The sequence below is a fragment of the Methylobacter tundripaludum SV96 genome (assembly GCF_000190755.2).
Taxonomy (GTDB): Bacteria; Pseudomonadota; Gammaproteobacteria; order Methylococcales; family Methylomonadaceae; genus Methylobacter_A; species Methylobacter_A tundripaludum.
The window spans coordinates 1574741-1588927 of the sequence record NZ_JH109152.1 but is presented as its reverse complement, the minus strand read 5'-3'; the positions used below and the strand labels follow the sequence as shown (position 1 = coordinate 1588927).

At 48.9% G+C, this 14187-nt stretch carries 13 protein-coding genes; 12 read left to right on the top strand and 1 reads right to left on the bottom strand.

Features of this window, described 5'->3' with window-relative positions:
* The first annotated feature begins 168 nt into the window (after nt 1-168).
* From ftsW to lpxC, 9 genes are all read left to right on the top strand, one after another.
* Nucleotides 169-1329 (top strand): putative lipid II flippase FtsW, encoded by a 1161-nt coding sequence (gene ftsW / locus METTU_RS07315; protein ID WP_006890668.1) that lies wholly within the window; start codon nt 169-171, stop codon nt 1327-1329.
* Nucleotides 1322-2371 carry an undecaprenyldiphospho-muramoylpentapeptide beta-N-acetylglucosaminyltransferase gene (gene murG / locus METTU_RS07310; RefSeq protein WP_006890667.1) on the top strand — a complete coding sequence of 350 codons (1050 nt, stop codon included), beginning with the start codon at nt 1322-1324 and terminating at the stop codon, nt 2369-2371. The genes ftsW and murG overlap by 8 nt, the downstream gene beginning before the upstream one ends.
* Nucleotides 2368-3810, top strand: coding sequence for a UDP-N-acetylmuramate--L-alanine ligase (murC, locus tag METTU_RS07305; RefSeq protein ID WP_006890666.1), 1443 nt, complete (start codon nt 2368-2370; stop codon nt 3808-3810). Before murG ends, murC begins: the two co-directional genes overlap by 4 nt.
* A 339-nt stretch (nt 3811-4149) precedes the next feature.
* Nucleotides 4150-5064 (top strand): UDP-N-acetylmuramate dehydrogenase, encoded by a 915-nt coding sequence (murB, locus tag METTU_RS07300; protein WP_006890665.1) that lies wholly within the window; start codon nt 4150-4152, stop codon nt 5062-5064.
* Nucleotides 5061-5993, top strand: coding sequence for a D-alanine--D-alanine ligase (locus tag METTU_RS07295; RefSeq protein WP_006890664.1), 933 nt, complete (start codon nt 5061-5063; stop codon nt 5991-5993). Before murB ends, METTU_RS07295 begins: the two co-directional genes overlap by 4 nt.
* A 71-nt stretch (nt 5994-6064) precedes the next feature.
* A complete protein-coding gene (locus METTU_RS07290; RefSeq protein ID WP_006890663.1) occupies nt 6065-6847 on the top strand; it encodes a cell division protein FtsQ/DivIB in 783 nt (260 codons plus the stop codon).
* A gap of 29 nt (nt 6848-6876) precedes the next feature.
* Nucleotides 6877-8103 carry a cell division protein FtsA gene (gene ftsA, locus METTU_RS07285; protein WP_006890662.1) on the top strand — a complete coding sequence of 409 codons (1227 nt, stop codon included), beginning with the start codon at nt 6877-6879 and terminating at the stop codon, nt 8101-8103.
* A gap of 37 nt (nt 8104-8140) precedes the next feature.
* A complete protein-coding gene (ftsZ, locus tag METTU_RS07280; protein WP_040580173.1) occupies nt 8141-9310 on the top strand; it encodes a cell division protein FtsZ in 1170 nt (389 codons plus the stop codon).
* 95 nt (nt 9311-9405) lie between these two features.
* Nucleotides 9406-10329, top strand: coding sequence for a UDP-3-O-acyl-N-acetylglucosamine deacetylase (gene lpxC, locus METTU_RS07275; RefSeq protein ID WP_006890660.1), 924 nt, complete (start codon nt 9406-9408; stop codon nt 10327-10329).
* Nucleotides 10330-10363: 34 nt separating this feature from the next.
* On the opposite strand, the gene METTU_RS07270 is transcribed toward lpxC, so the two are convergent.
* A complete protein-coding gene (locus METTU_RS07270; RefSeq protein ID WP_006890659.1) occupies nt 10364-10831 on the bottom strand; it encodes a DciA family protein in 468 nt (155 codons plus the stop codon).
* A 164-nt stretch (nt 10832-10995) separates the two neighbouring features.
* On the opposite strand from METTU_RS07270, the gene METTU_RS07265 reads away from it, so the two are divergent.
* Genes METTU_RS07265 through METTU_RS07255 form a run of 3 tightly spaced genes read left to right on the top strand, consistent with a single transcriptional unit; the run spans nt 10996 to nt 14076 of the window.
* Complete coding sequence (locus METTU_RS07265) at nt 10996-12825, top strand: NAD(P)H-dependent oxidoreductase subunit E (RefSeq protein ID WP_006890658.1); 1830 nt, start codon at nt 10996-10998, stop codon at nt 12823-12825.
* 2 nt (nt 12826-12827) lie between these two features.
* Entirely contained in the window at nt 12828-13547 is a 720-nt protein-coding gene (locus METTU_RS07260) for a 2Fe-2S iron-sulfur cluster-binding protein (RefSeq protein ID WP_006890657.1), read from the top strand.
* Nucleotides 13537-14076: an NADH-quinone oxidoreductase subunit B family protein gene (locus tag METTU_RS07255; protein WP_006890656.1), complete on the top strand. Its 540-nt coding sequence runs from the start codon at nt 13537-13539 to the stop codon at nt 14074-14076. The genes METTU_RS07260 and METTU_RS07255 overlap by 11 nt, the downstream gene beginning before the upstream one ends.
* Nucleotides 14077-14187: the final 111 nt, after the last annotated feature.

Sequence of the window (14187 nt, the reverse complement as noted above, 5' to 3'; positions counted from 1 at the left end):
ATCCGGAGGGTGGTCGCATCTGTTTCTTACCGATTGCGACACTTCCGCTACTCTTGGAGGTCGGTCACATTTGTTCCAGACAAATTGTGACACTTCCTCCATCCATGGAGGTCGGCCGCATTTGTTCCTGACAAATTGCGACACTCCCTCCTTCCTTGGAGGTCGTAAATGAGATTATCGCGAGCACGGATCGGTCGATTTCATTTTGATCCGGTGTTGCTGATCGTGACTACCAGTTTATTGTTGATCGGCTATGTGATGGTGGCATCCGCATCATTGCATCTGGGTATCAAAATGACCGGTAACGGTTTGTATTATCCTGTCAGGCAGTTGCTGCACATAGGTTTGGGACTGGTTTTCGGCGTGATCGTGGCGGCAGTTCCAATGCGGATCTGGGAAGAGAATGGCCCCCGGTTGTTTTTAGCGGGATTGCTGCTGCTGATTATTGTGCTGATCCCCGGTCTCGGCGTAAAGGTTAACGGCAGTGTGCGTTGGCTGTCGATAGGCGGAATGAGGATACAAGTATCCGAAGTGGTCAAGTTTTTTTCCGTCATCTATATGGCCGGGTATGTCACTCGATATCAGGAGTCGGTGCAGAACGCGGCTTTCGGGTTGGTTAAACCGCTGGGACTGTTTTCGGTGGCCAGCTTCTTGTTGTTGCTGGAACCGGATTTCGGTTCAGCCGTCGTTATTATCATGATCGCCATGGGCATCATGTTTTTAGCCGGAGCCAGATTATCGCAATTCATAGTGCTGCTGTTGATCATTGGCATGCTGGCAATGTTGTTGGTTTATTTTTCGCCTTATCGTCTGGTTCGGGTCACCAGTTTTATGGATCCATGGGCTGATCCTTTGAAAACCGGATTTCAATTAGTCCAGGCGCTTATTTCGTTCGGGCGCGGGGAATGGTTGGGGGTGGGCTTGGGTAGCGGTGTGCAAAAATTGTTTTATTTACCCGAAGCGCACACGGATTTTTTGTTCTCAGTGATCGCGGAAGAATTGGGTTTGTTGGGCGTGGTTACTGTGATTGGTCTGTTTTCGTTATTGGTCTGGCGCACTTTTGCAATAGCAGTGGCCGCCGAACAGGCAGGCCTACGGTTTTCCGCATTTATTGCCTATGGATTGGGGATTTGGTTCGGCTTTCAGTCATTCGTCAACATGGGCGTCAATATGGGGATTTTGCCAACTAAGGGCCTGACATTGCCGTTGATGAGTTATGGCGGCGGCAGCATGATGATCATGTGCTGTGCGGTTGCATTGTTATTCCGGGTGCAAAGTGAAGTCGCAGAAATAAATGCCGGTACGCCAAAGAGAAATCGGCATGGCTAAGCGCATCGTAATTATGGCTGGAGGAACCGGCGGACATGTTTTTCCTGCGTTGGCGGTGGCTCAAACGTTGATCGAAAAAGGCTGGCAGGTCAGTTGGTTGGGTACGCAGAAGGGTTTGGAAGGCCGAGTGATTCCCGAACAGGGTATAGAGATCGACTGGTTGTCGGTTGCCGGTGTACGGGGCAAAGGCTGGTTGTCGAAAATAACAGCCGTATTGTTGTTGATAAAGGCCTGCATCCAGGCGGCGAAAATATTACGGAAGCGCAAACCCGATGTGGTATTGGGGATGGGTGGATTTGTAGCGGGGCCTGGCGGATTGATGGCAAAACTATTAGGCATACCGCTGATCATTCATGAGCAGAACCGGGTGCCCGGTACCACTAACCGGTTGCTGGCAGGTATGGCTAATCAGGTATTGGAAGCGTTTCCGGACAGTTTTAATAAAAAGCTGAATGCCAGATTTACCGGCAATCCGTTAAGAAAACAATTTGTAGAATGCGCTTCACGCAGAGAAACGCATCCGGGCATTAACATATTAGTTGTCGGCGGCAGTCAGGGCGCCCAGATATTGAATGAAGTTGTGCCTGACGCTCTGGTCGAATTAAACGGTGTAGAAGTAAGGCACCAAACCGGCACGGCAATGCAGGAGCAAGTCGAGAGCCGGTATAAAGAATTAGGCGTGAAGGCGGAAGTGAATGCCTTTATTGAAGATATGGTGTCGGCCTATCAATGGGCGGATCTGGTGATTTGCAGGTCCGGCGCAATGACCGTCAGTGAAGTGGCCGCAGCAGGGATTCCGGCCATATTTATACCGTTGCCTAACGCAATTGACGATCATCAAACGGCCAATGCCCGGTATTTAGCCGATGCCGGTGCGGGGCTGATATTGAGGCAAAAAGATTTGAATGCAGCAACGCTGGTAGAACATATAACAAAGGTACTTAAGCAATTGGATGTCATGAGTAAAACTGCAAAAGAACACGCACGTTTGGATGCGACGGAAGTTGTTGCCGGTGTCTGCATGACCGAGGCGGGGCTATGAACCTTCCTAACAGTCAGATGCCGACCAAAGCATTAGGCAGCATCGATCGGGTACATTTTGTCGGCATAGGCGGAACCGGCATGAGCGGCATTGCCGAGGTGTTATCGAACCTCGGTTATCAAGTCTCAGGTTCGGACATCAAAGAAAGCGTGGTGACAGAAAGGTTGGCCGGTTTGGGCGTGACCATCAACATCGGGCATAAACGGGAAAATATTGCTGATGTGGATGTCGTGGTGGCTTCCAGCGCGATCGACCGCAGCAATGAAGAAATTGACGAAGCTTATATTCAAAGAATACCGGTAATCCCGCGCGCGGAAATGCTGGCTGAGTTGATGCGTTTCAGGTTCGGCATAGCTGTTGCCGGAACCCATGGCAAAACCACAACCACCAGTTTGACCGCAAGTATTCTGGCCGAAGGTGGGCTTGATCCGACCTTTGTGATCGGCGGACGCTTAAACAGCGCAGGCAGCAATGCCAAATTAGGTTTAGGGCATTATCTGGTTGCCGAAGCCGATGAAAGCGACGCTTCATTTTTATATTTGCAGCCGATGATGGCGATAGTCACCAATATTGACCAGGATCATATGGCGACCTATGAAGGCAGTTATCAGCGCTTAAAAGACACGTTTAAAGAGTTTTTACATCATCTTCCTTTCTACGGGTTGGCGGTGATGTGTCTCGATGACGAAGGCGTCAGGGCGGTCCTGCCGGAAATATCCAAGCCGGTCACGACTTACGGCGTCCATGAAGATGCCGATGTACGTGCGGTCAATATTAAACAAGAAGGCATGCATACTTCTTTTGATGTGATACGAAGAGGCGACTATCCGCCGTTGCAGGTTACGCTGAATATGCCGGGCTGGCATAACATGCTCAATGCGCTGGCGGCTATTAGTGTCGCAACCAAACTGGCGGTGGGTGATGCCGCCATTATCAAGAGTTTGGGGGCATTTAAAGGCATAGGTAGGCGTTTTCAACTTAACGGTGACTTGCCGATGGGTGAGGGCAAACTGACACTGGTTGACGACTATGGACATCATCCGCGCGAGATCGCTGCGACGCTTGAAGCCTTGCGTCAGGCTTGGCCGGATCGGCGCTCAGTCATTGTGTTCCAGCCGCACCGGTATACCCGGACCAGGGACTTATTCGAAGATTTCGTGCAAGTGCTGTCCACCGTTGATGTGTTGATCCTGATGGACGTTTATGCCGCAGGTGAAACGGCGATTCCAGGCGCGGACGGCCGGGCATTAAGCAGGGCCATCCGTGTGCGCGGACAAGTTGATCCGGTCTTTGTCGAAAACTGGGAAGAATTGCCGCAAATATTGGCGGGTATCGTCTTAGCAGATGATGTGATCTTGACCATGGGTGCAGGCAATGTCGGGCAGATTGCCGCACAGTTACCGCAGTTGTTGGCAGCTACTCTCGATTTGGCATGTTAAATAAGTAAAAGCAACTTACTTTTCAATTTGGAAGGCGTTGTTTTGTAATGTCTTCTATTGGGATGTCAGCATGGCCTAGGTGGTTTTGCGTATATATTTCTGCTGGTTAATGCCATACATTAATATCGCTAAATCTTAAAATGGGGGAGTGTTGTCATACATTATTGGCAATCCCCTTAAAAATAGACAGATCGTACTAATATTTTGTCGATATTTACCAATTAAATCGATTACTTAATAAATTATGCAAGTGCTAATAAGTTATTGTTTTAAAATGATGTTTTATGAAATATCAACTACGCCTTGTAGAGGCATTGTAGAGCAGGGTCTCTACAAGAAATGACCATTGAAATGACGACTTCATCGACGCAGGAGCAATTACCGAAAGGCCGTTTGCTAAAGCGTGAAAAACTGGCGAAGTATACCAGTTGGCGAGTCGGTGGCCCGGTGGATCAGCTGTACATCCCGGCAGACCGGCAGGACTTGATCGCATTTATAAAGACGCTGCCTGAATCCGAACCAGTGTTTTGGATGGGGCTAGGCAGTAATTTATTAGTCAGGGATGGCGGTATACGCGGTACGGTGATTAATACCAAGGGACGGTTAAAAGAGATGAGCTTGACCGCTGACGGCTCGGTTTATGTTGAAGCGGGGGTTCCCTGCGCACATGTGGCGCGCTTTTGTGGAGAGCGGGGCTTAACCGGAGCAGAGTTTTTGGCGGGCATACCCGGAACCATGGGCGGAGCCTTAAAAATGAATGCCGGAGCCTTTGGCGGGGAAACCTGGGCTATCGTTAAAAGCGTGGAAATGCTGGGTGCAGTAGGTAACGTAACGTACAGAAAGTCAGAAGATTTCAAGGTAAGTTACAGATCTGTGAAGGGTTTTGACAATGAATGGTTTCTATCCTGTTTGTTGACTTTACAGCAAGGCGATACCGTAGTGAGCCAGCAGAAAATAAAAGGTTTATTGGAAAAACGGGGGGCGACGCAACCGACCAATCAGCCCAGTTGCGGGTCGGTATTTAAAAACCCGGAAGGCGATTATGCGGCAAGGTTGATAGAGCAGACCGGTTTAAAAGGCTACGCAATTGGCGGTGCTTGTGTGTCGGAAAAACATGCGAATTTTATTGTCAATACCGGCAATGCAACGGCAGCGGATATCGAAGCCCTCATTCATTATGTACAGGATAAAGTGGAACAGCAGCAGGGGATAGTCTTGCAGACTGAAGTTTGTATGGTAGGTGACGCAATATGAAAGCATTGGAGTTAAACAAGCCTGAGCAATTCGGCCGTGTCGCGGTAATGATGGGCGGTTCGGCGGCGGAAAGGGAGGTCTCGTTAAGAAGCGGGGCGGCTGTTTACGAAGCTTTGAAACGTAAAGGTGTGGATGCGATTGCCATTGATGTAACGGGCAGCCCGATTGAAGCGTTGGCAGGACAGAAGTTTGACCGGGTATTCAACATTATCCACGGCCGCGGCGGTGAGGATGGTGTGCTGCAAGGGGTTCTGGAAGTATTGGATATTCCCTATACCGGCAGTGGCGTGATGGCATCGGCATTGACCATGGATAAGCTTCGAACCAAGTTGTGCTGGCAGGGTTACGGCTTGGTTACGCCTAAATGGTGTTTATTGATAGACGAATCTGATCTTGACGGCTGCATTGAAAAGCTGGGATTTCCGGTTATCGTCAAACCGGCACAGGAAGGTTCCAGCATCGGCATGAGCAAGGCAAGCAATCGGGATGAGTTGTTGGCGGCCCTGAGCGTTGCGGCGAAATATCGCTGTGATGTCTATGCGGAGGCCTGGGTTACCGGTAAGGAATATACCGTTGCGGTGTTGGATGGCGAGGCATTGCCGGTTATTCGTCTGGAAACGCCCAATACATTTTATGATTACGAAGCAAAATATCAGGCAACGACAACGCAATATCATTGTCCTTGCGGCCTGAGTCAGGACCAGGAACTGTTTATAAGGGATTTGGCGGTAACGGCCTGCAAGGTAGTTGGTGTTAAAGGTTGGGGAAGAGTGGATGTATTTATCGACGACTTGGGGCAATACCAGTTGATTGAAGTTAATACCGTCCCCGGCATGACCGACCACAGCTTGGTGCCGATGGCGGCCAGGCAGGCGGGTATGGATTTTGAAGAATTGGTTTGGCGTATTTTGGAAACCAGTTGCGGGTAATGGGTCATGCATAGCTATTCCCGCCATACCCCCTTACGGGTAAGTGCAAAGCAGCTTCAGGCAGATTTGTGATGGCCGCTGTAAAAATCATGATGGCCGTATTGCTGTTGACAGGTCTGGTTTGGATGACCGGTTACGGCGTTAAGCGCATCCCGATTAAATATGTGCGTACCGAAGGAGTTTTTCAATACCTTAGTAAGGACGAGATAAAGACGGCTTTGCAGCCTTTGGTGATGACCGGTTTTTTCGATGCCGATATGCAGGCTATTCATCAAGCTGTTTCGCAATTGACCTGGGTCGATACCGTTACGGTTAAACGAGTCTGGCCTGATGCGATAGACATAAAGATACGCGAAAAGAAGCCTTATGTGCGGTGGGGGCAACAAAGCCTGGTCAGCGCACGGGGCGAGATAATTACACCGAAGAATATAGACCAATTTAAAACCTTGCCCATATTGCAAGGGCCTGAGCTGCAGCAGGTGAAGACGCTGGAAATAATGAAGGGCGTTAACACGGCATTAGCGGATCAGTCCATGAAAATGGCGGAGTTTACTATTAATGATCGGTGGGCATGGAAGATTAAATTAACAACGGGCTTGGAAATACTGTTGGGACGAAATGAACAGTTAAAGAAATTACAACGGTTTTTGAAAACGCTGGACGTACTGGGGCAAGAACAGGTTGAAAAAATAGCAATAGTGGATTTGAGATATCCCAACGGATATGCGGTTTCATGGAAACCTGGAACTGAAGAAATTGACTGGTCGCATCGGTTCCTTACCGATCGCGACACTTCCGCCATCCTTGGCGGTCGGAAGAAAATTGCCAATCCGCAACATGAAATAGATGGCTAATCTTATAAAAGTGACACAGAGTAAACAAAATGGCGAAAAAAACAGAGCGTAATTTAATAGTCGGGCTGGACATCGGTACGTCAAAGGTCGCGGCTATTGTTGGTGAACTTACCAGTGATGGCAATATAGAAATAATAGGCATTGGGTCAACACCATCGCGCGGTCTGAAAAAAGGGGTTGTGGTAAATCTGGAATCGACGGTGCAATCGATACAGCGCGCTATTGAAGAAGCTGAATTAATGGCGGGATGCCAGATCAGGTCGGTTTATGCGGGCATTGCGGGCAGTCATATCAGAAGCCTTAATTCTCACGGTATCGTGGCCATTAAGGACAAGGAAGTGACCCAGTATGATATAGACAGGGTGATTGATTCCGCTCGCGCGGTGGCAATTCCTGCGGATCAGAAAATCCTGCATATTTTGCCACAGGAGTTTGTGATCGATCTTCAGGAAGGTATCAAGGAGCCTATCGGGATGTCGGGCATTCGTCTGGAGGCCAAGGTTCACATGGTCACCGGCAGTGTCAGCGCTTCGCAAAATATCGTCAAATGCATTCGGCGCTGCGGCCTGGAAGTTGATGACATCGTGTTGGAGCAATTGGCATCCTGCAATTCGGTGCTGACCGATGATGAAAAAGAATTGGGTGTTTGCCTGATCGATATTGGCGGCGGCACCACGGATATTGCGATTTTTGTAGAAGGCGCGATAAAACATACCGCGGTGATCCCCATAGCGGGCGATCAGGTGACCAATGATATTGCTGTCGCGTTGCGTACGCCGACGCTTAATGCCGAGGATATTAAGCGAAAATATGCCTGTGCTTTAACGCAGTTGGCGAATGTGGATGAAATTATCGAGGTGCCTAGTATCGGCGATAGAGCGCCGCGCAAGATCTCAACGCAAAATCTGGCAGAGATTATTGAGCCTCGCTATGAAGAATTAATGCTGCTGGTTCAGTCGGAATTAAGGCGTAGCGGGTATGAAGAATTAATTGCCGCCGGGATAGTGTTAACGGGCGGCAGTTCAAAAGTAATGGGATTGATCGATTTGGCGGAAGAAATTTTCCATATGCCGGTGCGTATGGGCGGTCCGCAAAATGTGACAGGGTTAACCGAGGTGGTAAAAAATCCGATTCACTCTACAGGGGTCGGCTTATTAATGTACGGAAAAGAACACCAGGGTGTTGGCAGGAGCATTGATTCTGACGGCCCCAGCGTGTTCTCAAGAATGAAAAATTGGTTTCAGGGTAATTTCTAATAGTTTTGTAAATAATTAAGGGGCAGCGGCAATGGCAATGAAATATGAATTAATGGATATGAGCAATGAACATGCGGTCATCAAAGTTATTGGTGTCGGCGGTGGCGGTGGCAATGCGGTTAGCCACATGGTTGGCAGTCTTGTGGAGGGCGTTGAGTTTATCTGTGCAAATACCGATGCGCAGGCATTAAGAAAGTTAAATATTGATACGATTATCCAGTTAGGCGTTGAATTAACCAAGGGTCTGGGCGCAGGTACCAATCCGGAAGTTGGAAGAATGGCCGCAGACGAAAACAAAGAACGTATCAGGGAAGTTTTACAGGGCGCCGATATGGTTTTCCTGACTGCGGGTATGGGCGGCGGCACCGGTACCGGTGCGATTCCTGTGATTGCCGAAATTGCCAGAGGTATGGGTATTTTGACGGTTGCCGTGGTGACCAAACCGTTTTCATTTGAAGGCAAAAAGAAATTGGCAACTGCGGAGCAAGGTATAGCGGAGCTTGAACGGTTTGTCGATTCATTGATTATCATTCCAAATCAGAAATTATTGCCGGTACTGGGCAACGATGTATCGTTGGTTAATGCATTTAAAGCAGCTAACGATGTGTTATTGGATGCTGTGCAGGGCATTACCGAGCTTATCGTTCATCCCGGTATGATTAACGTCGATTTTGCGGATGTCAGAACGGTCATGTCCGGTATGGGCGCTGCAATTATGGGTACAGGCTCGGCAAAAGGCGAATATCGGGCGCGTGAAGCGGCTGAGAAAGCTATTGCCTGTCCATTGTTGGAAGACATCAATTTACAAGGTGCGCGCGGCATTTTGGTTAATATTTCCGCCGCCGATATGGGCATTGCAGAGTTCGATGAGGTGGGTAATATTGTTCACGAATTTGCTTCTGAGGACGCGGTTATCAAAATCGGCATGTCGATTAATCCCGAGTTAGGCGATGAGATTAAAGTGACTGTTGTTGCAACAGGAATGGGCTTGCCGTCCCGAGTGGTTAAGCTTGCGCCGAAAGCGACAGCCGGATACGTTAATCAAAATGTGGCTGGTGAAGTCAGTTATGAAGGCCTGGATAAGCCCACGGTGATGCGTCAAAACAAAACTGAAGGCAGAGAAACCCGTTTTGGAGCACAACCTAAAAAAGACATGGATTTAGATTATCTGGATATTCCGGCTTTTTTAAGGCGTCAAGCTGACTAACGAGTGCGGGTAACAATGGAATCAGTCTCCATTTTGGAGGCTGATTGTGATAAGATTTGCGCTTTTTGCCCTCTTTACTTAGCGTTATTGATTTTATGATTAAACAGCGAACTTTAAAAAACACAATCAGGGCAACAGGTGTAGGGCTACACACGGGCGATAAAGTCTATTTAACTTTACGCCCGGCTGAAGCGAATACGGGGATCCGGTTTCGCAGAGTCGATTTGGAAACTCCGGTGACTATTGAAGCAACGCCGGAAAATGTTGGCGAAACTATGCTCTCGACAACCCTGGTTGCGGGCGATGTGAAAATTTCAACCATAGAACATTTGCTTTCGGCTTTTGCCGGATTAGGTATAGACAATGCGATTATCGATGTCAGCGCCGCAGAGGTTCCGATTATGGATGGCAGTGCCGGGCCTTTTGTATTTTTGCTCCAGTCTGCCGGGGTCGAAGAACAGGACAGCCCGAAACAGTATATCCGCATAAAGCGTAGCGTAAGAGTTGAAGACGGTGATAAATGGGCTGCTTTTGAACCATTTGAAGGATTCAAGGTCACTTTTACGATTGATTTTGAACACCCGGCTTTTGAAGAGCATGTGAAAACCGCCACTATGGATTTTTCATCGACTACTTTTGTCAAGGAAGTGAGTCGAGCCAGAACTTTCGGCTTCATGAAAGACATTGAGATGCTGCGGCAAAATAACCTGGCTTTGGGTGGAAGTCTTGATAATGCCATTGTGGTCGATGATGATAAAGTCATCAATGAAGACGGTCTGCGCTATGCAGACGAATTTGTTAAGCATAAAATTCTTGATGCGATAGGCGACTTATACCTTCTGGGGCACAGCTTGATTGGCGAGTTTACCGGTTATAAATCGGGCCACGGCTTGAACAATAAATTACTCCGCGCTTTATTAAATGATAAAGATGCCTGGGAAATGGTTACCTTTGACGATGAAGAAAACGCCCCGATTTCTTTCATGCGTTCTGCAGAGTCACCCAGACCTGCTGCATAAGGCGGCTGCGAGCGCCAAGCGCCTGGCTGATTTATCAGGCCGGGGCTTGATGCTTCGACAGTTTTGCCAGCGTTGTACTTAATCTCAGCAACGCCAACTTCAATTGCTCGTCCGAAACAGTCAGGCTGTGGTTATGGATGAACTCTATTTTTTCTGCCGAAGGAATGTTCGGTTTCCTGCTCGGAGACGCTGTTTGCAACGTCTCTACTCTAACTTTAATCTGCATAATCGAGACCGAATCCCGGGTTACCGGAGCGATAGCGGCGAGAATCGCGCTGTTATAAAAGCGCAGTTGCGACGCCCAGGCAGCCGTATCGGTGTAAACCAGCAGTTTCTTGCCATTAACAACACAGTGCAGTGCATGCTGGGCTATCGTCGCCGGCAATACCTCATGAATACGCTGTAGTACCTGTTTTTGCTGCTCAATCTGGCTGTAAAAGTGAGCGATAGTACGGCTTGGGAATGATAATGCCGCTTTAAAAGAAGTCGGTTTTTTGGCCATGAGTATTCGTCCGTCAATCAGCGTAGAAAAGTCTTCACCGAGTTATTGGTTTATCCAGGATAGTGGGATATAGTTAGACTTTGTAAGGGAATAGCCGCTTTAATGTAATAATCCACTAGTATCATATCCACAAACATCCAGAAAGATAAGGCCAGGGAGATAAAGTGAGACAGTTTATTCAGGGTATAGCAGAAAACAGCCATTATCAGGCAACGCATTTGTTGCAGATTCTAAGACAGATCCAATCCCGTTATCATTATATACCGGAGGCAGCGATAGAACAGCTGTCCGGCTTGCTAAACATTCCCCGGACGCAAATCATCGGCGTCGTTGAATTCTACAGTTTTTTTCATCTGGCCCCCAGAGGGCAATATGAGCTATTGATCAGCGATTCAATAACGGATCATATGTTGGGCAAGAAAGACTTGTTCGACTATCTGGCAAAGAAGTTGGATGTTGCCGTTGGCGAGGTCCGGGAAGATGGCGTGGTCAGCCTGGATAATACCTCATGTACCGGCATGTGCGACCAGGGTCCGGCCGGTTTGGTTAACGGCCTTGCATTGACCCGCCTGGACCAGTCCGGAATTGATAAAATCGCAGAGCTGATTAATCAACAAAAACCCTTGGACGAATGGCCTGAGGAGTTATTTCAGGTAGATGACAATATTTATAAATCCGGCTTACTGCTGAATCAACAGATTGAACAAGGTGCAGCGCTTAGATCGGCTTTTAAACGAGGCATCAAGGAAACGCTGAAAGAAATTGACTACTCGGGTTTGAGAGGCCGGGGCGGCGCCGGATTTAAAACGGCGATCAAGTGGCAATTCTGTTCGGAAGAGCAGCAGACTGAGCGCTACGTGGTTTGCAATGCGGATGAGGGCGAGCCCGGTACGTTTAAGGACAGGGTGTTGCTAAACGCTTATGCAGATCAGGTTTTTGAAGGCATGACGGTGTGTGCCGCGATTATCGGAGCCAAACAGGGATTTTTGTATTTGCGCGGCGAGTATTTACATCTTTACGACAAGCTGCAAAGTATTTTGGAGCAACGTCGTCAGAACAGTTTACTAGGCAACAATATTCTGGACACAGGTTTGGATTTCGATATTGAAATCTGCTTGGGTGCGGGCGCTTATATTTGCGGTGAAGAATCGGCGTTGATCGAGTCGCTGGAAGGCAAAGCCGGTATTCCACGCAATCGCCCGCCTTATCCCGTCACTCAGGGCTATTTGGGTAAACCGACCGTAGTCAATAACGTGGAAACGTTTCTGGCGGCGGCCGGCATTGCGGTCAATGGCAGCGACTGGTTTGCAAATATCGGCACTGAAAAATCTAAAGGCACCAAGATACTCAGTATCAGCGGCGATTGTGCGCGTCCCGGCATCTATGAATATCCGTTTGGCACGACAATCCAAACCATCTTAAATGATTGCGGGGCGGACGATGTGCTCGGTGTGCAGGTCGGCGGACCATCGGGAACCTTTATTTCCAATCAGGAGTTCGACCGCAAGCTGGCTTTTGAAGATTTGGCCACCGGTGGGTCATTCATTATTTTCAACTCCAGTCGTAATATTCTCGACATGGTTCATAACTTCGCGCATTTTTTTGCGCATGAAAGCTGTGGATTTTGTACGCCTTGTCGGGTAGGTACTTCGTTGCTGCAAAAACAGATCGACAAGATAGTCGAAGGTCACGGTTCGGCGGGCGATGTGGTAGCGCTTGAAGAATTGTGCCAGCTGGTCAAAAACTATAGTCATTGCGGTCTCGGCCAAACGGCTGCGAATCCGATATTAACAACACTGGAGCGCTACCCTGATTTGTACCAAAGCCGATTAAAAGAAATCAGCTTTGAACCGGGATTCGATTTGGACGGCGCGCTGGAAACGGCGCGGCGTATGGCAAATCGGAATGATGCCGGCGCGCATTTGGCTCAGACGGACGCATCCGGTTCCCGACCAGTTGCGTCACTTCCACCATCCATGGCAGTCGGAGAATGAACATGAGTAAGACAATTACCATCGACGGAAAAGTCATCCCTTTTGAAGACGGTCAGACCATCATGGATGCCGCGATGGCGGCCGGAGTCTATATTCCGCACTTATGCCATCAGCCGGAATTTACCCCACACGGCAGCTGCAAGCTGTGTACGGTAAAAGTAAACGGGCGCAACTGTTCGGCTTGCACCTATCCGGCAATGGACGGTCAGGAGGTGCTGAATGAAACCCAGGAGCTGATCGACGACCGGAAAAGAATTACCCAGATGCTGTTTGTGGAAGGCAACCATTTGTGCCCAGGCTGCGAAAAAACCGGTAACTGCCAGCTGCAAGCTGTCGCCTATCATTTGAACATGCTCGACAACCACTTTCCGGCGTTTTACCCGGAGCGGGAAGTGGATGCCTCTCATCCCGAGGTGATGATCGACCATAACCGCTGCATTTTTTGCACGCTGTGCGTTCGCGCCAGCCACGAAAAAGACGGCAAGGACGTGTTTGCGATCAGCGGGCGAGGCATCCACAAGCATTTGATCGTAAATGCAGAAAGCGGCTTGTTGAAAGATACCGACATGGCAGCGACGGATCACGCGGCGCACATTTGTCCGACCGGCGCAATTTTGATTAAGCGTACCGGGTATCAGGTGCCGATTGGCGAGCGTATTTATGATCATAAAGAAATCGACCAAGTGAGTTTGGCTACGGAGCATCTTAAACATGGCGAATAAAATTAGAGTAGCAACAACATCGCTGGCAGGCTGCTTCGGTTGTCACATGTCGTTTTTAGATATAGACGAGCGGATGCTGCAACTGGTTGAAGTTGTCGAGTTCGACCGCTCGCCGATTACCGATATAGAACACTGCACGAACTGCGACATAGGCTTGATTGAAGGCGGCGTATGCAATTCCGAAAACGTGCATGTGTTGCGGGAGTTTCGTAATAACTGCAAAATCCTGGTTGCGGTTGGGGCCTGTGCAATTAACGGCGGACTGCCCGCAATGCGTAATCACATTCCGCTCGAAGAATGTCTGAATGAGGCATATTTGGACGGTATTGGCGTGGAAAATCCGCAGATTCCCAGTGATATAGAATTACCGTTGCTGTTGAATCAGGTACACCCGATACATGAAATCGTCAAAATCGATTATTACCTGCCCGGCTGTCCGCCATCAGCGGACGTGTTCTGGAAATTTCTGACCGATTTAATTGAAGGGCGCGAACCATCCTTGCCTTATGAGTTGGTTCATTACGATTGAACGATTTTGATAGTAGGCCGGAATAAGCTGGTTCGAGCGAGAACTGGCGTTTCCGGCAAACACCGTTCGGCTTCGCCGGAAACGCCACCTCGCGCTACTCGCTTGGATGGT

Bases quoted from the DNA above. Each gene is read 5' to 3' on its own strand.
- murG (WP_006890667.1), top strand. From the start codon at position 1,322: ATGGCTAAGCGCATCGTAATTATGGCTGGAGGAACCGGCGGACATGTT.
- ftsZ (WP_040580173.1), top strand. From the start codon at position 8,141: ATGAAATATGAATTAATGGATATGAGCAATGAACATGCGGTCATCAAA.
- METTU_RS07270 (WP_006890659.1), bottom strand. From the start codon at position 10,831: ATGGCCAAAAAACCGACTTCTTTTAAAGCGGCATTATCATTCCCAAGC.
- METTU_RS07255 (WP_006890656.1), top strand. From the start codon at position 13,537: ATGGCGAATAAAATTAGAGTAGCAACAACATCGCTGGCAGGCTGCTTC.
- METTU_RS07290 (WP_006890663.1), top strand. From the start codon at position 6,065: ATGGCCGCTGTAAAAATCATGATGGCCGTATTGCTGTTGACAGGTCTG.
- ftsA (WP_006890662.1), top strand. From the start codon at position 6,877: ATGGCGAAAAAAACAGAGCGTAATTTAATAGTCGGGCTGGACATCGGT.
- murC (WP_006890666.1), top strand. From the start codon at position 2,368: ATGAACCTTCCTAACAGTCAGATGCCGACCAAAGCATTAGGCAGCATC.
- ftsW (WP_006890668.1), top strand. From the start codon at position 169: ATGAGATTATCGCGAGCACGGATCGGTCGATTTCATTTTGATCCGGTG.
- METTU_RS07260 (WP_006890657.1), top strand. From the start codon at position 12,828: ATGAGTAAGACAATTACCATCGACGGAAAAGTCATCCCTTTTGAAGAC.
- lpxC (WP_006890660.1), top strand. From the start codon at position 9,406: ATGATTAAACAGCGAACTTTAAAAAACACAATCAGGGCAACAGGTGTA.
- METTU_RS07295 (WP_006890664.1), top strand. From the start codon at position 5,061: ATGAAAGCATTGGAGTTAAACAAGCCTGAGCAATTCGGCCGTGTCGCG.
- murB (WP_006890665.1), top strand. From the start codon at position 4,150: ATGACCATTGAAATGACGACTTCATCGACGCAGGAGCAATTACCGAAA.